Genomic DNA, 19,117 nt, shown 5'->3' with positions numbered 1-19,117 from the left:
GCTACTGGTATAAATCCGCTTGCAGATTCTGACTTTGATGCTTTCTCAAAATCGAACCATTTTTTCTGATATCATCCGCAAAAACGCCATTATATGCTTGATCTCCGTAAATCTTTACTAAGCGTTCATTTTGGCAAATAAGATCAGCCATGAAAGCTAGGGATGCTGGACCGTCGGCCTGATTTGCGGCATGAATATGCGCAAACCAGATCCTGCCCTCGCTGTCAACTAGCACTTGCCTTTTACATCCGTTTACCTTTTTATTGGCATCTGTACGAGGTAATTCACAAATCATAGGAGATAAACTTAACGCTTTGCCTGTCAATACAAAGAATCGATGGATTCCTATCCATACGCACACTCATCCGATCCATTTGATTAAGTGCCCGATTTATTTTGCTCAATTATATTCGACAATCTGGAAGATATTACACCAGCCATTACTACTGAGCTGATTTTGGTCATAGCTATCAGGAAGAAACAGTCCGTCATGAGCATGATGATATCAATGTTTCATTGACTCCTTTTAATGACCCTTTCATCAAGACCGCTAAAATTGTGACAGTAAAAGCTTCGGGAATGAATTCTGTCACTTTTAATTTGCTATTCCCCCAGATTCTCGAACCTTTGAAATACCTCCCATATGGCATCCTGTACAAAAGGTTTGGATATAAAGTCATCCATTCCGGCCTCAATGCACTTTTCTTTTTCTCCCATAACATTGCCTGCGGTAAGTGCTACAATAAATACTTTGTCTGCACCAGGTAACTTCCTGATCAGAGAGGTAGCTTCGTGGCCGTTCATCAGTGGCATTTGAATATCTATAAAGATCAAATCCGGTAATTGCTTCTGGCACAGTTCAAGCGCTTCTTTACCATTAGCGACTTCCAGAATTGTCGCATTGGTCGCTATCTTATTAATCAAAGTTTTAGCCAGTAACATATTTATTAAATGATCCTCGGCCACCAGAACGGAAATTTTCCTGGTAAATACCTGTGGATTAAGGGAAACTGTGGCCGATGGCAAGCCACTTTCTTTGTGAACCAGACTGGCAAGCGCTTTGGAAATCTGTTCCAGTCTTATGGGTTTAGTCAATCGTAAATTAATCTGAAGTTCCTCACTAGCTTTTAAAACTATGGCATCATCTGCGGTGCTATTCATTAATATGATCGGCAGCTGCCGACTAGAAAAGTTCTTTCGGATCTGTCGTATTGTTTGCAGTCCATCCAAATGGGGCATGTGGTAATCCATCAGCACGGCGTTGTAAATCGCCTCACCTGCAAGCGTGTCTAAGGCATGCAGACCACTGTCTACCAGGTAAGATTTAATATTAAGCTGGTTTAACATCCTTTGCATGATCCTGCCGTTATTTGCATTGTCATCTACAATGAGCACATTAGCGATAGGACCAACAGCCGGGGCTGAGATAGCATCCCCTTGTTCGCACTTCATGTTCAGATCAAAAAACAGGGTACTACCCACACCATGTACGCTCTCCAGCTGTAGGGAGCTGCCCATCAGCGCCAACAATTGGTTGGAAATCGTCAGGCCCAGCCCCGTTCCGCCATATTTCTTAGTTGTAGATCCGTCTTCCTGAAGAAATGCTTCAAAAATTTTAGTCCTCTTTTCCTCCCGGATTCCAATACCGGTATCACGCACGATAAACCTGCAAGTGATGGCGTCGTGAATCTGCGGTTCGTATTTTAAGACTTCTATTTTCAGTTCAATTTCTCCGCTTTCAGTGAATTTCGCAGCATTGCTCAGCAAATTTATCAGAACCTGTTTAAGGCGGATATCGTCCACCCATACAAAACGGGGCAGGCAACAAGGAACATCGAGCAACATTTCAAGACCTTTGCGTTGCACCTGAAAAGAAATAATGTCGGCCGTTTGTGCAGCTATCTCATAAATGTCATATCTGGCAATGTCAAGTTCAAGTTTACCGGCTTCAATTTTTGAAAAATCCAGAATATCGTTAATGATACTCAACAGCGTATTAGCTGACTGGTTGACAATGCCTAGGTACTGTTTTTGGGTGTCACTCATATGCGTTTTAAGCATGAGATCTGTAAATCCGATCACACCGTTCAGAGGAGTCCGTATTTCGTGGCTCATATTGGCCAGAAATTCGGACTTAGCCATACTCGCATGTTCTGCCTGCTCTCTCGCGTTTTTTAGCTCCTGACCACGTAATTCCGTCTCAGTCACATCATGTATAAGGGAAATAATCCCGCCTATTTTGCTATCAAACTGGTACCATGGCCAAACTTCCCATGACAGGTACTTGTCATGCTCCCATCCCTGTGGCCGGGACACGTCTTCTCCTTTAAGCACACCCTTTCCTGAAAGGGCGTGTTGATATCTGTCCTTCCAGTGCTGACTCGTATTTTCGAATATCTCATAATGGCTCTTTCCAATGACATCCTTGCCAGCTAGGCCGTATTCCTGCTCCCATTTCCGACTGACGACCAAATACCTCGCCTCGTTGTCCAGCATCGCAACAACTGCCGGTATATGTTCAACAAATGCCAGTAAGCGTGCCTGCTGGATGCTGAGCTGCACCTTTGTCTGGGCTATCTGAATTTCAGTCTTTTTCTTTTCATCGATGTCCTGTACTGTCCCGTAAAGCCTCTTACACTGGCCGCTGACAAATTCGGCATTCACTACAACCCGTACCCAACGCTGCTGCGATTCGCTGTTTACAATCTGTACTTCTAAGTCGTGAGCAGTCCCATTCGCAATGGCGTCGGATATAGCGAACGCAACCCTGTCTCTACTGTCACCTGCTTTGTAAAAGTTTAGCACAGTTTCAGTGTCCAGGTGGAAATCTGCACCTTCTTGGTAAATCTGTCTGGCAAGCTCAGACCAGTAGAATTCCCTATTGAACAGATTAAATTCCCAACCTCCTACCCCTGCTATCTTGTTGGTTTGCATCAGCATCTGCTGCGTTTTATGCAGCTCTTTGGCCTGATTGTGGCTTTGTGTTATGTCGATACAATTTCCAACAATATAATCCTGGCCATTCAACTCCTTGACCAATGCATTGCGGTAACTCCATATAACGTGATGTCCGTCTTTATGCACGGTAGTGATTAAACCGCTGGATCTTCCTATATACCGGACCTGATGCAGATATGCTTCTAAACCCTGGCGGTGCTTCAATGGGGTCAAATCGCGCAGGTTCATTTCCAGGATCTGCTCAACCGTGTAACCCAAAAGCCCTGCTCCCACAGAATTGACGGCAGTAAAATTGCCATCAAGATCGTGTGTACACATCAGCCCCTGTGAATTTTCAAAAAAGGATTTGAGCTTTTCTTCACTGTTACTTATACTATCCTTATTGAACTCTCCCACAAGGTTGTCGTTGTGATGCGTTAGCGCTGCCTGCTCCTGATTTTTTTGCGCTTTTATCAGAGCAATCGCCTGGGAAGCGATGAGTTGAAGCGATCGGATCTGTGACTGATCCAGTTTTCGGACTTTGTAATCAAGGACACATACACTGCCAAATTGGTTGTCATCATGATCTATAAGCGGGTAGCCGGCATAGAACCGTATGCCAGCTTGCTTTCCAACTAGTTCATTACTTTCAAAACGATAATCCAGGCTTAAATCAGCAATCTCACAAAACGAACCTTGCCTCATTGTAAACTCACAGAAGGAGCTCGGTAAAGTCATCTCGCCTGAATGGGCATCTTTCCCGATTTTAACCATCAAGCCTTTCGGATTAATAAACACAATTAGGCTTGTCGGCGCATCGCATACCAAACAAAGCAGTTCGGCAAGATCATCAAAGCTCTGCCGGATGGCTGCATCCATAATAGCATAACCGGGCATTACCAGCTCCATGTCTTTTTCGTGATCTGAAAATTCAGTTGATTTACTTCTTCTAATATTCTGATATTCGATCCCTTTAACCATTTTATAAAAATACACTTTATAATTGCATTTTTATAGAAGTATTTTACTGTAAATCCAAAATAATATAGAATTTATTTGATCTCTTATCATTAAATTATAGTGTAAACGCCATCTATTTATTCACATTCAGGTGTGAGGGCTTCCAGGAATTATCGGTATTTTCACAGAACAAGAAAAAATTTGACCGCTTTGTTAATTATTGCTTTCCAGCTCGAGGCCTGATCAGCAGTGGTGCATTTTAAAAGCGCCACTTTGGCTATGCAACCTCAAAGCAGCATATGAATTTGCATGACCCGATTTTTTTATGAGGCTGAGCGAGAAGGTACGATCCTTTGGCAACCAAAAATTTTCAACATCTTAAAATAGGATCAGCAGGCATTATCTTAGCTTGCCAAACCGATAGTTTAGCATGATTATGAACTGCCGCAGCGGCCTTACATCGAAAAGATTAAATTGCCACGGATTGGAATAACTCACCTGGTTGGTTATATTCATAGCATTTATCTGCACTTCATAATTTTTAAATTTATAGCCAAGACCAATATCCCAGGTGTAGCTTTTTGGAATTAAAAGAGCCGGATCATTTGCGATTCCTGAAAAAAATTTGTCTTTATAAAACAGGCCTGAGCTGATTGAGAAACCAGAATTTCTCTTGAAAGGATGATAACTCAGCCATATATTGGCAGCCAATCGCGGGGCGTTTGGCAATAAATTGCCTGTCGGGTAGCCGGGATCGGAAATAACTTTGGTCTGTGTATAAGATGCGCCGGATGTCAATGAAAGTGAGGGCAGCAGCATTCCGTCCCAGTCGATTTCTATTCCCTGGCTACGATGATGACCATCGTAATACACATTGTATTCATCATAATTGGGATGAATCGGATCTAGGTAAACATATCCATATGGGTTGTGTTTATCAATCTGAAAAATGCTTAGCGATACCCCTAATTTATTAGAAAATAGTTCAGTCTTCGTTCCTGCTTCAATCTGAGAGCTCACGGTAGCTGGCGGCAGGGCGTATTCTTTATAATTTTTGGCAAAAATATCGGGCGAGTTAACCTCGTAACCTTTCGAATAGGAAGCATAAAGCGACAAGCGTGCTCTGGGTTTGTAAACAAAACCTACCCGGGGCGTCAGAGCCTTCTTGCTGACTATATCATCCAGGTAACCTTCGTAGTCTGTTCCTGAGATTTCATCCTGCAAATAATGATTACCTTGTCTGGTAATGCCTGCCCGTACACCGACCAATACCTGCAGTTTGTCACCCAACAGCATCAGCTGGTCCTGAATGTAAAAGCCGGTCCGCTCAATGATGGAAATGTAGGGTCTGAATGGCGACTTGGCAGGTTGATTGATACTGGTTATGCCATATTGGGAATAGTAGATGTTGCTGCTGTCAAGCAAGCTCAATTCTCCTCCATTTGTATACCGATAACGCGTGCTTTGAAAATCCACTCCGATCAGAAGCTGATGTTTGACAGAGCCGGTGTAAAAAGTACCATAGGCGTCGGCAGAAGTTGCCAGGTTCTTGGATTTTTGGTAAAATCCGTAAATGCGGCGTGCAAAGTCGCCCTTTAAATCGGGCTGGTCAAACCAAATTCCAAAAGGACGGTTGTTGGTTCTGGCCAAAAAGCCCCGGGCTGCGACTCTCCACGATTTACTTAGTTGATAGTTAAGTGTCAAAAGGTGACTTTGTTCTCCAAAGCAATACTTTAGTGCAGGTTCCCCCAAATACTGCGAAGGCCTGAGCTGACCCAGGCCAGCAATTGTTCCGTCAGGTGATACCAGCCCGGCATCGTCCGTAGAAGCAGAAGCACGGAGGACCGATTCGACGTTCAATGAAAATTTCGGGGTAATATTCCAGGAAATAGCAGGAGCAATAAGTCTGTTGTCGGAACTGACATGATCTCTAAAACTCTTGCTTTTTTCCAGCGATGCGTTTATGCGGAACCTGAGATTATGGCTTTTAGTCAATGGACCGGTCAGGTCAATCGATGTTCGGGCAAGTCCCCAGGAACCAGTCTTAATCTGCGCACGGCCGGCAAAATCAGCAAGTGGCTTTTTTGTAACAAAATTAAAGACTCCCCCTGGGGCAACATCGCCGAACAAGATAGAAGCCGGACCTTTCAAAAATTCTACCTGCTCGATGTTATCAGCATAATTATTGCCCCAGTTCCAGATCATCATCCCGTTCCAGCGATAATTTTGCGCGTCATTCAAATCAAAGCCCCTTGCATTAAAAAACTGTGCGGAGCCCGCCCCGCTGTAATTGCCTGTGAAAGTCACACCGCTGATATTGCGTACGATCGTAGCCAGGTCGTGAGCTGATTGCTGGTTAATGAGTTTTTGTCCGATAACCGCAATGGATTGAGGTATGTCTTCTATTTCAATCAGCGTACGCGTTGCAGTAGCCGATTTTGACCTGATCCCCCAGACGGCCATCTCTTTTATCATCAAAGGATTTTCCGTCATCTGAAAAGAAAGCGTTGTATTTGCGCCACCCTTAATGGTAACCGTTAATTCTTTCGAATGATATCCAATTAGCGTGGCAGTAATCTGGTAGTTTCCTGCATCTGCCTTAATCAGGTAGTTTCCTTGCTCGTCGGTGTTTGCAGTCGTTGTGAGGCCGTTGAACGCAATGCTTGCAAACGCTACCGGCAAGCCGTTTGCATCCGTAATGTTGCCTGCTAAGGTGCCCTTTGTATTTTGGGCAAACGTCAGTATCGGTACAATAATTGAAAAGAAAAATACACGTAAAGCGGCGTTGATAAATGAGTTAGAAAAAATCATAGAATTACAGAATACTGGCTTAGGGTGTATTTGGATGCACGCTGCTTAGGGTTTTAAGACATTTTTTAAGTACTTCGAGGTTAATGGGCTTAGGCATATAGTCATTCATTCCCGCGCCAATGCAATTCTGCCGGTCCTCGCTCATTGCGTTCGCAGTCAATGCAACAATGAACGGCCGTTGTCCATATATTTGCCGGATAAGCAGGGTTGCTTCTAATCCGTCCATCTCGGGCATCTGCAGATCCATTAAGATCAGCTCATATTCCTTAACCTCCATCATTTCGAGTACTTCACGCCCGTTGTTGGCCAGATCTGGCTGATAACCCAGCTTATTGAGAACCCAAACAATCAACTTCTGGTTTAATAAAATATCTTCGGCTACCAGAATTTTATAGGGATATTGACTTGCAAATTCCTTTGGAAGAGCTGTCTTACGGACCTCGGTTTGAGGAGAATTCTGCATTTTTAACAAATCATTGACCGACCGCAGAAGTTTCGACTGCCGCACTGGCTTGCTGATGACAGCTCCGAAGAGAGAAGAATTACTGCTCTGAATTCCATCACGCAGAGAAGCAAGAAGTATTATCGGCCTAGCGCCTGGCAGCTCGTTGACGCTATTTGCTAACTGCAGGCCGGTCATATCGGGCATCTGCATGTCCGTAATTACCAAATCTATATTCTTATTGGCTGCCAAGGTTTGCAGCGCCTGTGCTCCTGAAGCTGCCGTAATAACGTTGATTTTAAGGGATGTAAGCTGGCTTTTAAGTGCTTGCAGACTGTTTGGGTTGTCATTGATGATCAATGCACACTTATCGCTGAAAATTGTATTATCCGGCTGCTGGCCACTGGATCGCAGATTTTGGCCTCTTTGGCAGTCAATTACAAAACTGAAAGTCGACCCGCTGCCCAGGTCACTTTCCACTTCAATCATACCACCCATTAATCTTACCAGACGCTCGCAGATCACCAGTCCTAATCCCGATCCGCCGTATTTTCGCGTCACGGAGGAGTCCAGCTGATGGAAAGCTCTGAAAAGGTTCTTTTGCTGGCTTTTGGGTATGCCTATGCCCGTGTCCTGAATTTGAAAACAAAGTTTCAAATGATCGTTGGATTCACTATCCAATGTGACTTTAATTAACACATCACCGCGTTCTGTGAATTTGACTGCATTGCCAACCATGTTGATCAGGATCTGCCTAAGTCTGAGACTATCGCCAATTATGAAGTCGGGAACTTGATCTCCGATCAGATAAAGTAAATCGACTGCTGATTCTGCGACTTTGGGACCGAACAATTCCAAAACATCCTCAATACATTTGCGAAGCCCAAAGTGATGCGATTCCAGCTCAATATTTCCCGATTCAATCTTTGAAAAATCCAGAACATCATTGATCACACTCAGCAGTGACTCTCCACTGTTAATGATAGCCTCCGCATATTCTTTTTGCTCGTTGTCCAAGGCCGTTTCAGTCAGTAAAGAAGCCATTCCCATTACGCCGTTAATAGGTGTTCGCAACTCGTGACTCATCGTGGCCAGAAAAGTACTCTTTGCAGAATTGGCCGCATCAGCTTGTTTCTGGGCCGACTCGGCAGCCAGTCTGGCGTTTCGTTCCTGTTGTTTCTGCTCTTTTAAGCGGTTATTGAGCTCTCCCAGCGAGGCAGTGCTATGCACCAGCTCCTGATTAAGTTTTTCCAAATGTGAGCTTTGGTCTCTGATCTTTGCCGTTCTGCGCCGGACCAGCAATTCTAACTTTGTTTTCTGTCTTCGCTCGTATTTCAACCGGTAATAATAAAACAGGTAGGCACCCGTTGCTACAATCGAGATCAGTGCAAATTTAAACCACCAGCTCATCCAATACGGTGTTCGGATACGGATAACAACGCTAGCTTCTTTGTCACTCCATAAGCCGTCATTGTTGGACGCCCTGACCCTTAAAGTATACGTTCCCGGGTTTAGATTTGTATACGTGGCATTGTGCACGTTTCCGGTATGACTCCAGTCTTTATCAAAGCCTTCCAGGATGTAGGCGTATTGGTTGCTTTCAGGACTTGTATAATCGAGCGCGGCAAATGTAACTGTAAAGACAGATTGAGCGTAGTCCAGTTCGATTTCTTTACAGGTCAAAAGCGTTTGCTTCAAGGGGCTGTTTTCTGTTTTTACGCCAACTGGCCTGTTAAAAAGCTGTAAGCCGGTCAAAACGATGTTAGGTTTGTGCTTATTGTGGGCCAACCGTGAGGGATCAATGATGGTAAACCCGTTGATACTTCCCACTGCAATTTCACCTGTGGAAAGTTTAGTGCCCGCCCCGAGGTTAAATTCCAGTGACTTCAGATTATTGTTCTTTCCAAAATTTCTGAATATGCCCTTAATTGGCTCAAATGAAGTAATGCCGCTGTTTGTGGTAAGCCATAAAGTCCCGAAGGCATCCGCGCAGATATAATTGACAGAATTGTTGATTAAACCATTATCCTCATTGTAAATTGTAATCAATCCCGTTTTGGGATCATAACGGTTTAATCCGCCTCCCTGTGTACCGATCCACATCACTTCGTTTGAGTCCTCATAAAAACAACTTACAATGTCCATGGAAAGCTTGCTGTTCGCAGTGTTGAGCTGCGAAAAAGTATTTTGCTTAGAATCGAAAATGCTTATTCCCTTTGAATAGCCGCCGATCCATATGCTGCCTTTTTTATCCTCGTAAAGTGCCAGAATGGTATTATCACAAAGGCCATTTGACGGCGTGGCAGCACCATGCAGGAATTTTGTAAAAATACCCGTTGCCGGATCAAACTGGTTGAGCCCGCCTCCATCAGTCCCTATCCAGATCCTGCCACCTCGGTCTTCGAGAAGAATATCGATAGCGTTGCTGTTGAGCGCACCCTTGGCGGCACCTTTTGTGAAGTGCTTAAAAGTGCCTAACCTGGGGTCGAAGACATCCAGACCGTTACTATATGTGCCTACCCACACCAAACCACTTTTTTGTGAATGGATCACCGAGGTGGTATAATTGCTGGAAAGACTGTTAGGGTTACGGCTTTGATGCGTATATTTTTTATAGGATAATTTGGTCCTGTCAAAATATTCAAGCCCGGCATCTGTGGCAATGTAAAGATTACCCGCACCGTCTTCATCCAAAGACCGGATAATATTTTTAGCAGAAGCAATATTGACAAGCGAAGATTTAAAGGATTGAAAGGTGGTCAGATTCTGATCAAGTTTTAATACCCCTTGACTGGATGTTCCGATCCATAACACGCCGGCACTATCTTTAAAAAGGGAGTAAATTCCATCATTAGGCATGCGGCTGTCGCCATCAGTCCGGTCACTGATTTTAATAATCTTTTTTGTCGCTATGTCAAAGAGCTGCAATGTCGTGTTGGACCCGAGCCAGAACTTGTTGTTCGCAGCATTAAGCAGGCAACTGACTGGATTAAGCCCGCCGACCGAGTTAATATCCGGCTCAACGGTATATTTGTAAAAACTACGTTTCTGCTTGTTGAACATTTTAAGGCCACTTGCACAACCGATCCAGATATTTCCGCTTTCGTCTTCACATATCGCGTCAATGGTGTCGTCCTGACTGCTGGAATTCCGGTCTTGATAATACAGCACCGTGCCCGCGTTTCTTCGCAACTGTTTTAGACCTTTATTGGTACCGATCCACATATTATGTTGCCGGTCTTCATAGATCGAGCGTACCTCATCTGTGCCTGCTGGGCTGGTTGCAGATTGCAAAGAGATTCTTTGAAATGATTTGCCGTTCTTTGCCACCCGGTGCAAGCCATCGGGTGTACCGATCCAGATATTTGCCTGGCTGTCCTTAAAGATTACATTGACCTGATCGTTGTGAATCGAGTTCGGATCCCCTTCCTTTTTCAGAAAACGGGTAAATATATCTTTTGCCCGGTCATATTTATTGACTCCTCCCGTGCGGGTTCCAATCCATAAATCCCCGTTTTGATCTTCGCTGATTGCTGTGATGTGGTTTGCAGAAAGCGAAGTCAGGTCATTTTGGCGGCTCTTAAAAACTTCTATTTGATAGCCGTCGTATTTGTTGAGCCCGTCCTGAGTACCAAACCACATAAATCCGTAGCTGTCCTGGTAAATTGTCTGAATGGTATTCTGGGAGAAATGGTCTGAAATGCTCAACGGCATCAGATTGATTGTCACCTCTTGAGCATGGACCGTGATCCATACATTGAAAAAAAGCAGGAGCAAATTCAAAAATCGGGCGCTCCGAAAGATGCGCCCTGTCACTTTGGTTTCACCTTTCATTTAAGAAAATGAGGGTTTTAAGTAAGCAGTGATTCACGGATGGAGATGTCGCTATATTTTGTAAATATATAACCTGTTTTTAACTTTCAACCAACCGTTTTAATGATTATATATTGTTTTGACTGCTTTGGACAAATTATATTGTATCAAAGGCGTTGATTCTTCAAATTTTAATAAAAATCCCAGCACCAGCTGTTCAACAGAAGTGTCTTTTTTGCTTAAACAATAATCCGTTCTTCTGAGAATCTGTAACGACTTCAATTCTGTAAAAGCTGACGAAAACTTCTTCTGGGCGGTTCTGTGAACTTTAAATAAAAGTAAGAAATGCAACGCGCACTGCTAATGTAATACTTTGACGTTTGTTGCTAGCAGTTCTACACACAACACTAAGTGTTACAGCCAGTCGGCTAATTTCAGTCTGTATCAGAGGTTCATGTTTTTTGTTTTAAATTTATTGAGTATTTGAATTGCAAACTTTATCCGGAGGGATTTATTAGACATTACATTTTGCATCTTACTGGAAATCCCTCCATCCCACACCTTTACGTCCCTCATCCATCCCTGGTATTTTTTGACATTCGGCTGCATAAAGGTTTTCTTTCACTTTTTAACCTTCTTATTAAATGCATTTTTGGTTTTGCACTTTGATTAGAAATTCTGAGAAATCAAATACTCAATGTAGAATGTCTTTTATTTCTTTTACGGCAGAAGTCGCGGTATTGGAAAATCCCGGAAATATTTTGCCTGCAAATCAACTGCATCATTAATAATACCGCAGCGATCTAACTTCCTTCATAAAAATGACGTATATAGCTCAAAAATTCTTTGTAGATCACCCAATTGATGAACAGATTGGGCTCTGCTTAATTCCTGTTCGGAGATAACATCAGGTTTGCTGCATCACCATCAATGAGCGGCTTTGCACCTGAATGGCATCGCCTGGCTTAAATTCATGCCAGTCCAGACCAACAAAACCAATGCTTGTATCAATCGTCTTTCTCCAGGTTTGGGCGCTATTTCCAACCGGAAGAATATAATCCAAAGGTTCGAAATGGGCATTGAAAATGATGTAGAAACTATCATCAACAAGCCTGTCGGAATTGTAATCAACATCCTTTATCCCTTTTCCGTCCAAATAAACGCCAAGGGATTTAGCAAAACCATGTTCCCAGTTTTCATCTGACATCTGGGTACCCTCAGGTAAAAACCACATAATGTCGTGAACACTCGAGCCCTTGATCGGCCTTCCTTGAAACCACCTTCTTCTTCTAAAGGTAGGGTGCTGTTTACAAAAGCGGATAATCCCCTTAGTGAATTCGAGCAGCTCCTGGTCGGCAGTTTCCCAGTTCAGCCAGGATATCTCGTTGTCCTGGCAATAAGCGTTGTTATTGCCGCTCTGACTGCGTCCAAATTCGTCCCCGGCAACCAGCATCGGCACGCCTTGTGATAAAAATAGTGTTGTTAACAGGTTCCTTTTTTGTTTGTCCCTCAATGCGGTAATCTCCGGATCATCCGTAGGGCCTTCCGTGCCACAGTTCCAGCTGTTATTATCATTGGCGCCGTCATTGTTATCTTCTCCATTGGCAATATTGTGCTTTTCATTATAGCTGACCAAATCATTGAGCGTAAAGCCATCATGGGCCGTGATCAGGTTGACACTCGCAGTCGGCTGGCGGTAACCGCCCTTGTAAAGGTCAGCACTGCCTGTAAAGCGCTCTGCGAATTCAGCGAGCTTGCTATCTGCTCCACACTAATAATCACGTACACAATCGCGGTACTTACCGTTCCATTCCGCCCACCCTCCGGGAAACTGTCCGACCATGTATCCGTCACTTCCAATATCCCATGGCTCTGCAATTAGCTTCACCTGTGAAATGATCGGATCCTGATGGATAATGCTGAAAAAGGCGCTGAGTGTGTCTGTTTCATGCAGCGTTCGGACCAGTGCAGATGCAAGGTCAAACCTGAAACCATCTACATGCATTTCTGTGATCCAATACCGTAGGCTGTCCATGATCAGGCCCGATACAAATGGCAGCCGCGCGTTCATTATATTGCCTGTGCCGGTATAGTCCATGTAATAGCAGGGATCTTGTTGGCTAAGACGGTAGTAGGAAATATTGTCTAAACCTTTAAAGGACAAGGTAGGCCCCAAATGGTTGCCTTCGGCGGTATGATTGTAGACAACATCTAAGATCACTTCGATCCCTGCCTTATGCATCTGCTTGACCATGTTCTTGAATTCGGCCACCTGATGCCCAAGGCTGCCCGAGCTGCTGTATCTCACTTTCTGGGAAATATCAGCTCCTTTTTGGCTGCTATCTTAATAGTTGTCAGCAAATTAAACTTATGAAGGGCTTAAATTTGCATTTATTAACCCTTTATCAGCTTTAATGTCATACATTGCATACCACCGGACTGCATGGAGTACTGTCGAATTCAATTGACTCAAACGCAAAGCTTATGTGTACACCGGTCTGATTTCGACAAAACGGCTTCAATAATAGATTCCTCTTGCCTCAAATAACATAAAATTCCGTGGTTAAGAAATGATATTAATTACATAAAATAATGATCATAGGCGTAATTGACGATGATTTAGTGTACAAGTTCGTAGTAAGAACTTTGATTGGTAGAACATCGCCTACATCCAGTATTATTGAACTGAACGATGGCCAGGAGGCAATCGAATTCATTAATCAAAATAAATATCAGCTGTCTGCATTACCTGACATTATTTTGTTGGACATCAACATGCCACGACTCAATGGCTGGCAGTTCCTGGATCAGCTTAGAGATTCCAGTATTGCACATTACAGCCCGTCCATATATATGGTGAGCTCCTCATCCGATATAGGAGATATCACAATGGCACGAACTTATAAAGAAATTACCCGTTTGATTTCCAAGCCAATTCCACTGCAGGTGATAAGAGAAATCCTTTCACAGGCCAACACCGGCCATTAGCCAATATTAGGCTTTGAAGGATTTATTGATGCCACATCTTCCCATTAGGCATATTTACGATTAATTACTAACAAATCACTTTACTACAATTAATAATGAATTCGTTAAATGATGAGGATATCCGCTCACAAACAGCAGAGCTTTTTTTGAATTTCGAATTTAGTAAGCAAACCGAATTGCAAAATATTGTTGATCTGGCCTCGCAGTTATGCGACAAACCCGTCGCCCTACTGACATTATTAGGTAAAGAAATTAATTGGATACGGGTAGCTGTTGGTTTCCAGACCAAACCGATGCCTCGCGAGACATCTTTCTGCCAATTTGCGATACAAAAAAGTGAGGTGATGATTGTCAGTGACGCATCCCAGGATCCCAGATTTAATGACAATCCTTTGGTCCAGTCGTCTCCACATGTCAGATTTTATGCAGGAGCACCACTAATATTGAACGACGGCTTGAAAATAGGCACCCTTTGTTTGTTTGACCTGAAACCGAGCACGATGTCAGAATTACAGGAAAGAACATTGCTAACTCTATCAAAACAGGTGACAGCGTTGCTGGAACTTGATCTGAGCCGTTTTCTGCTCGAAAAGCAAATTGCCGAAACTGTGACAAAAAATGAATCTTTAAAAAAAATAGCATTTATGCAATCCCATGAGATCAGACATCCCCTGTCCAATATTATTGGTTTGGTAAACCTGGTTAGAGACGGCGTTGCCGAGGTGGATGAAAACTGGCTCACATTACTGGGAGAGGAAACCCATAATTTAGATTCAAAGATTAAGGACATCGTAATGGAGTCACTGGCAATCAAAGACTTAAAGGCGCTACGTTATCAGAAGATGGTTGAAGAAATAGAAGACTACGCCATTTTGATCCTCGACGAGAAAGGATACATCGAAAACTGGAACAGGGGTGCAGAAAAGTTAAAAGGGTATAAAGCAAATGAAATTATTGGCCAGAATTTTAGTATATTTTATTCCGGCCAGGATCAACTCGAAAAACGGCATTTAAACCTAATCGAGGAAGCCTCTCAGCAGGGCACTGCCAGAGACACTGGATGGCGTGTCCGAAAGGACGCTACACAGTTTTGGGGGCAGGTAACCATCACAGCAATTCATGACTATGACGGAAAGGTAATTGGCTTCACAAAAGTCACAAAAGATCTCTCAAATACTATCATTTCAAAGTTTTGTTAACCAAACTGAATAAAATAGGCTCGGACTGTATCAGATAAAGTTCAGCACATTTTTTTTCCGGTTATAATCGCTTTCCCGACCACAGGGGGAACTTTTGGCGACCCGGAGAAAAATCTCTACCAGCTTATAGGTAACCCAATTAAAAACATTAAAAGAGGTGATGTAGTTAAATGTGCAACCAACGTAGCGCATTGGCATGGAGCTCCAAATACAGCCATGACGCATATAATTATTACCAACACCGATACCGGTGGGTCAATATGGTCGAAACTTGTAATTGATAAAAAGTATAAATAAAGGTATCCGTCCGAGGAACCAGTATTGTGTAGTTTAGCTTTGTGACAGGTGATCAACCGTTCCGGTATTTAATCCAGTTATTGGGAAGCAACTGATAAAGATCTTTATGTTTATGAGATTGTATTCTTTCAAATACATCTGTCAGCCACTGCTGCTCGTCAACGCCGTTTTTCTTACATGTTGCCATAAAGGAATACATAGCGGCTGTCAGTTCGGCTGCCTAATGAGAACCAGCGAACAAAAACGCCTTTCGTCCGATCTTATGTAAAGCTTTACATACCTTGGTCGAAAGAACGTATCCGTCCGGTGATACCCATATTTTAACAGATTCGCATAGTTCGTAATCTTGTTTCATGAAAAATGAGACAGAAAGAATGCGTGAGCTGTACGATCAGTGGCAAACGCAAGGGATAAGCAAACAGGCTGTTTACAATCAGAATGGTATAGGATACCATAAATACAGTTTGGCTGGCCTGGTCCGGAATGAATTGGGCTTTGATCCGGCGAGCGGAGACATTTTCGTTTTCTTAGGTAAACGACTTAATCAAATCCGGCTCTTGCAGTGGGATTGGGACGGGTTTGCGATGTATATCAAAAAGCTTGAACAGGGCACTTTTGAATGGCCACAGTCAGAAAATATAGCCATCACCAGACATCAATTGACACTTCTTTTACAGGGTGTAATGCTGGATTCCGTCCGCCTCAGAAAACGTTATCAGCAGACAAATCAGGTCACAAAACAAGAAGTAAAATTAGCGCAAAAAGTGCCTTAATAACTCTTATAGGCTTGTGCCATTGTTCCCGCAGCCGAAGCAACGATTAAGTTAAAGAAAGATAACAATGGCAATTATGAAGTAAAATTATCAGTCAGAAATCTTGCCCCAGCAGATAATTTAGTCGGATCCCGTAATGCCTATGTGCTTTTGGCGAACACGAAGCGTAATGGCATTAAGAATCTTGTCAGCTAAAAAATGAGAGGGTTCTCTTTTCCAAAAGCGCTGAAGAGTGATCTGAACACTGCCACACCTTTTGAGCCTGAAAGCATCTTTTTAAGTGCTGAAATAAAGCGGGTATCAACGATGCTGACGGACAGGTAATTTTGAAAACCAACTAATATTTTAGCGCTCGTTGAGCTTATACGCTCTGGATAAGATATACTATCAAAACCACACTAATCAGCAAGATAACTCCGGTTAAAACGCTCGTCAGTACCGTGGACGGCTGGTACGCACCGCTTCTGAGCTGCTGATCGGTTTTTCGGTACTGCAAGAAAGAAAACAAAATGGCCAAAACACCCATGGCAACCAGTACAATACCGATAATTGCAGAATATCCATGCGAAGCGGTATTTACTTTCGTACCTAAGGCAAACCCTATCTGTTTTACAAAAAGAGAAAATTTGACTACTACAAATCCAAAAGCCATAATGCCGATTCCTGTTCTTACCCAAGCCAGATAGGTCCTCTCATTGGCAAGATGGTCGTTTGGCTTAAAGGGAATATCGTCTTTTTTATTTCGATCCATAAACAAAGATAGCTCTGATTATAACTTAAATTCAGGAAAGCGATAAAGTAGGTAACAGGATACAAACCGTGGTACCCTGTCCAGCCATAGATTTAACGGTAAGCTGTCCCTGGTGCATATCAACGATTTTTTTGGCAATGGTGAGCCCGAGTCCAAAGCCCGGAAGATTGCCCACATTTGCAGCCCGCATCATCGGCAGAAATACGTCATCAAGCTGGCCGGCGGGAATACCCATTCCCTGGTCGATCACTTTGATCATCACCAGATTCCTATCAAAATCAACAATGAGCGCAACAGGTTTATTTAAAGAATACTTGCTGGCATTTTCCAGGATATTGTTTAGGACAGTACGCAGCAGCGTAGAATTTCCCAGTATCCGTATTGCGGAGGTATTTTCTGTAAAATTATCCGTTAATTGCAATTCAATATGCTGGTCTGGATGCTTTTCTCCTAAATAAGTGATTGTATCTAAAATCGTATCGACGATGTTTATGTCTTCCTTAAACTGACCCGCAGGCAAACCTTCCACTTCTGCCAGATGCAAAAGCGAATTGGCCAGATTGATTGCCCCTTCCAGACGCACAAGTGCCTTTCCCATACTTTGCTTGGTATCTTCAAGGCTTTCATCATAAGCTAATGATGTTTCTAAAACACCTTTTACAACCGTCAGTGGTGTACGGATTTCATGAGAAGCGTACGCCACAAAATGCTCCTGGCTCGTGGCCAAAGTTTGCAAACGGGCCAGAAGTTCGTTGAACGAACTTGCCAGGTAGGCCGCTTCATCACCTTTCGATTGGGTTGAAAGCCTAAATGAAAAATCATTAACCGCTGCAGGGTTCATTTGCCCTATCAACCCATCAAATGGCAGCAGCGCCCTTTGGGCAAACCAAAACCCTGCAAAAGCTACAACAATCATCATTATTATATTTCCGGAAATCAGAATAAAAAGCAGGCTTTCATTGGCTTGTCTTCCCGTCAGATCATAAGCGGTAACCACAGAAACATATCGTGATCCGTCAATTAGGAATGACAGGGCAACCCCCTCTTTTGGTGAGCTCCAGGGTTTGGCGTTATATTGAAAATATACTTCTTTTCTACGGGCTTGAGCAAGCAGATTTTTGGTTAACTGATAATCATTTGCACCAGATGATTGGTAGACCAGTTCGTTTTTTTCGTCGATCAGCCATTCATGCTGATCAGGAAGCGTCAGATAGCTCGAGCGGTGGAATTCTAAACGGTTCTGAAAATACAATTGTCCGGCAAGTGCCCGTCGTTGCAGTCTGCTTTGCATCAAAGACTCACGGTAGGATTCGTAATTCTGATAAATAAAAACTGAAAACAAAAGCAGTAAAGTTGCCACCAAGACAACGAATCCGATCGTGATCCTTCTCTTGATACTCATGGCTCTGCCCCGATCATGTAACCAACACCAAAAACAGTGTGAATCAGCCTGGGTTCCATACAGTCAATTTTCCGACGTAAGTAATTGACATAAACATCAACCACATTGGTGTTGGTATTGAAATGAACGTCCCAGACATTTTCAAGCAAATCAACCCTGTTCATTACCTTTCCCTGGTTGAGCATCAGATATTCAAGCAGCGCATATTCCCTTGCAGTCAGCTCGATACGCTCGCCGGCTCTCCAGACCTTATGTGAATCTGTTTCCATTTCAAGATCCAGTAACTGCAGTCGTTTGGCCATCGGAGCCCGGGACGGGTGTCGTCTCGCTAATGCTTTCAGACGGAACAACAACTCTTTGAATGCAAAAGGTTTTGATAAATAATCGTCAGCTCCCGCTTCGAACCCCAACACTTTATTATCCAGACTACCCAGCGCGGTAAGCATGATCACAGGAATGGCCGGCCAGTTTTCTTTAATAAAACGGCAAAGGTCAAAACCATTTATGCCCGGAAGGTTCACATCCAATATGACCACATCAAAGCGGTGCTCATTGACCATACTGCGCCCGATAACGCCGTCAAAGGCGACCGAAACCGCAACTCCCTCAGAAAGCAGTCCTTTTTGAATGAACTGGGTTAATTCGACGTCATCTTCAACGACTAAAACATTCATAGCTTTTAACTGATCTCATACACTTCACCGGTCAAAATTAAGCAACCTCGCCCGAAGACTGGCGTAAAGA

The 19,117-nt window shown here is 43.4% G+C and carries 14 protein-coding genes; 4 read left to right on the top strand and 10 right to left on the bottom strand.

What is annotated here, in order from left to right:
- Position 1: 1 nt before the first annotated feature.
- The 6 genes from E0F88_RS34940 to E0F88_RS34680 all read right to left on the bottom strand — a co-directional run bounded on the left by E0F88_RS34940 (position 2) and on the right by E0F88_RS34680 (position 13,271).
- Entirely contained in the window at positions 2–295 is a 294-nt protein-coding gene (locus tag E0F88_RS34940; RefSeq protein ID WP_165940206.1) for a transposase, read from the bottom strand.
- A 308-nt stretch (positions 296–603) separates the two neighbouring features.
- Entirely contained in the window at positions 604–3,918 is a 3,315-nt protein-coding gene (locus E0F88_RS31440; RefSeq protein WP_131962412.1) for a response regulator, read from the bottom strand.
- Positions 3,919–4,296: 378 nt separating this feature from the next.
- Positions 4,297–6,708, bottom strand: coding sequence for a TonB-dependent receptor (locus tag E0F88_RS31435; protein ID WP_131962410.1), 2,412 nt, complete (start codon positions 6,706–6,708; stop codon positions 4,297–4,299).
- A 19-nt stretch (positions 6,709–6,727) separates the two neighbouring features.
- The gene (locus E0F88_RS31430; protein WP_131962408.1) at positions 6,728–10,984 is read right to left on the bottom strand and encodes a hybrid sensor histidine kinase/response regulator; all 4,257 of its coding nucleotides are present in this window, start codon (positions 10,982–10,984) and stop codon (positions 6,728–6,730) included.
- Between the two features lie 886 nt (positions 10,985–11,870).
- Positions 11,871–12,599, bottom strand: a complete 729-nt coding sequence (locus E0F88_RS34685) for a hypothetical protein (protein WP_310589739.1) — start codon at positions 12,597–12,599, stop codon at positions 11,871–11,873.
- Between the two features lie 135 nt (positions 12,600–12,734).
- Positions 12,735–13,271 (bottom strand): alpha-amylase family glycosyl hydrolase, encoded by a 537-nt coding sequence (locus E0F88_RS34680; RefSeq protein WP_310589738.1) that lies wholly within the window; start codon positions 13,269–13,271, stop codon positions 12,735–12,737.
- 284 nt (positions 13,272–13,555) lie between these two features.
- Here E0F88_RS34680 and E0F88_RS31420 point away from each other — a divergent pair, with 284 nt between their 5' ends.
- Both E0F88_RS31420 and E0F88_RS31415 read left to right on the top strand, forming a co-directional pair.
- Positions 13,556–13,951, top strand: coding sequence for a response regulator (locus E0F88_RS31420; RefSeq protein WP_131962406.1), 396 nt, complete (start codon positions 13,556–13,558; stop codon positions 13,949–13,951).
- Between the two features lie 95 nt (positions 13,952–14,046).
- A complete protein-coding gene (locus E0F88_RS31415) occupies positions 14,047–15,150 on the top strand; it encodes a GAF and PAS domain-containing protein (RefSeq protein WP_131962404.1) in 1,104 nt (367 codons plus the stop codon).
- Between the two features lie 349 nt (positions 15,151–15,499).
- Here E0F88_RS31415 and E0F88_RS31410 read toward each other — a convergent pair whose 3' ends face one another.
- Positions 15,500–15,634 carry a transposase domain-containing protein gene (locus E0F88_RS31410; protein ID WP_229213969.1) on the bottom strand — a complete coding sequence of 45 codons (135 nt, stop codon included), beginning with the start codon at positions 15,632–15,634 and terminating at the stop codon, positions 15,500–15,502.
- A 166-nt stretch (positions 15,635–15,800) separates the two neighbouring features.
- On the opposite strand from E0F88_RS31410, the gene tnpB reads away from it, so the two are divergent.
- Both tnpB and E0F88_RS34615 read left to right on the top strand, forming a co-directional pair.
- Positions 15,801–16,220 carry an IS66 family insertion sequence element accessory protein TnpB gene (gene tnpB, locus E0F88_RS31405; RefSeq protein ID WP_131962400.1) on the top strand — a complete coding sequence of 140 codons (420 nt, stop codon included), beginning with the start codon at positions 15,801–15,803 and terminating at the stop codon, positions 16,218–16,220.
- Between the two features lie 198 nt (positions 16,221–16,418).
- Positions 16,419–16,544, top strand: coding sequence for a hypothetical protein (locus tag E0F88_RS34615; RefSeq protein WP_262709914.1), 126 nt, complete (start codon positions 16,419–16,421; stop codon positions 16,542–16,544).
- Between the two features lie 37 nt (positions 16,545–16,581).
- Here the strand turns inward: E0F88_RS34615 and E0F88_RS31400 are convergent, their stop codons facing one another.
- The 3 genes from E0F88_RS31400 to E0F88_RS31390 are packed head-to-tail and all read right to left on the bottom strand — an operon-like array spanning position 16,582 to position 19,047.
- Entirely contained in the window at positions 16,582–16,971 is a 390-nt protein-coding gene (locus tag E0F88_RS31400; RefSeq protein ID WP_131962398.1) for a YidH family protein, read from the bottom strand.
- Positions 16,972–17,002: 31 nt separating this feature from the next.
- Positions 17,003–18,373, bottom strand: a complete 1,371-nt coding sequence (locus tag E0F88_RS31395) for a sensor histidine kinase (RefSeq protein ID WP_131962396.1) — start codon at positions 18,371–18,373, stop codon at positions 17,003–17,005.
- Positions 18,370–19,047, bottom strand: coding sequence for a response regulator transcription factor (locus E0F88_RS31390; protein WP_131962394.1), 678 nt, complete (start codon positions 19,045–19,047; stop codon positions 18,370–18,372). The genes E0F88_RS31395 and E0F88_RS31390 overlap by 4 nt, the downstream gene beginning before the upstream one ends.
- Positions 19,048–19,117: the final 70 nt, after the last annotated feature.

Source organism: Dyadobacter psychrotolerans (assembly GCF_004349265.1).
Classification (GTDB): Bacteria; Bacteroidota; Bacteroidia; order Cytophagales; family Spirosomataceae; genus Dyadobacter; species Dyadobacter psychrotolerans.
This window is presented reverse-complemented; position numbering and strand designations above follow the sequence as displayed.

Bases quoted from the DNA above. Each gene is read 5' to 3' on its own strand.
- E0F88_RS31395 (WP_131962396.1), bottom strand. From the start codon at position 18,373: ATGAGTATCAAGAGAAGGATCACGATCGGATTCGTTGTCTTGGTGGCA.
- E0F88_RS31435 (WP_131962410.1), bottom strand. From the start codon at position 6,708: ATGATTTTTTCTAACTCATTTATCAACGCCGCTTTACGTGTATTTTTC.
- E0F88_RS31410 (WP_229213969.1), bottom strand. From the start codon at position 15,634: ATGGCAACATGTAAGAAAAACGGCGTTGACGAGCAGCAGTGGCTGACA.
- E0F88_RS31415 (WP_131962404.1), top strand. From the start codon at position 14,047: ATGAATTCGTTAAATGATGAGGATATCCGCTCACAAACAGCAGAGCTT.
- E0F88_RS31390 (WP_131962394.1), bottom strand. From the start codon at position 19,047: ATGAATGTTTTAGTCGTTGAAGATGACGTCGAATTAACCCAGTTCATT.
- E0F88_RS34940 (WP_165940206.1), bottom strand. From the start codon at position 295: ATGATTTGTGAATTACCTCGTACAGATGCCAATAAAAAGGTAAACGGA.
- E0F88_RS31440 (WP_131962412.1), bottom strand. From the start codon at position 3,918: ATGGTTAAAGGGATCGAATATCAGAATATTAGAAGAAGTAAATCAACT.
- E0F88_RS31400 (WP_131962398.1), bottom strand. From the start codon at position 16,971: ATGGATCGAAATAAAAAAGACGATATTCCCTTTAAGCCAAACGACCAT.
- E0F88_RS31420 (WP_131962406.1), top strand. From the start codon at position 13,556: ATGATCATAGGCGTAATTGACGATGATTTAGTGTACAAGTTCGTAGTA.
- E0F88_RS34615 (WP_262709914.1), top strand. From the start codon at position 16,419: ATGAGAGGGTTCTCTTTTCCAAAAGCGCTGAAGAGTGATCTGAACACT.
- E0F88_RS31430 (WP_131962408.1), bottom strand. From the start codon at position 10,984: ATGAAAGGTGAAACCAAAGTGACAGGGCGCATCTTTCGGAGCGCCCGA.
- tnpB (WP_131962400.1), top strand. From the start codon at position 15,801: ATGAAAAATGAGACAGAAAGAATGCGTGAGCTGTACGATCAGTGGCAA.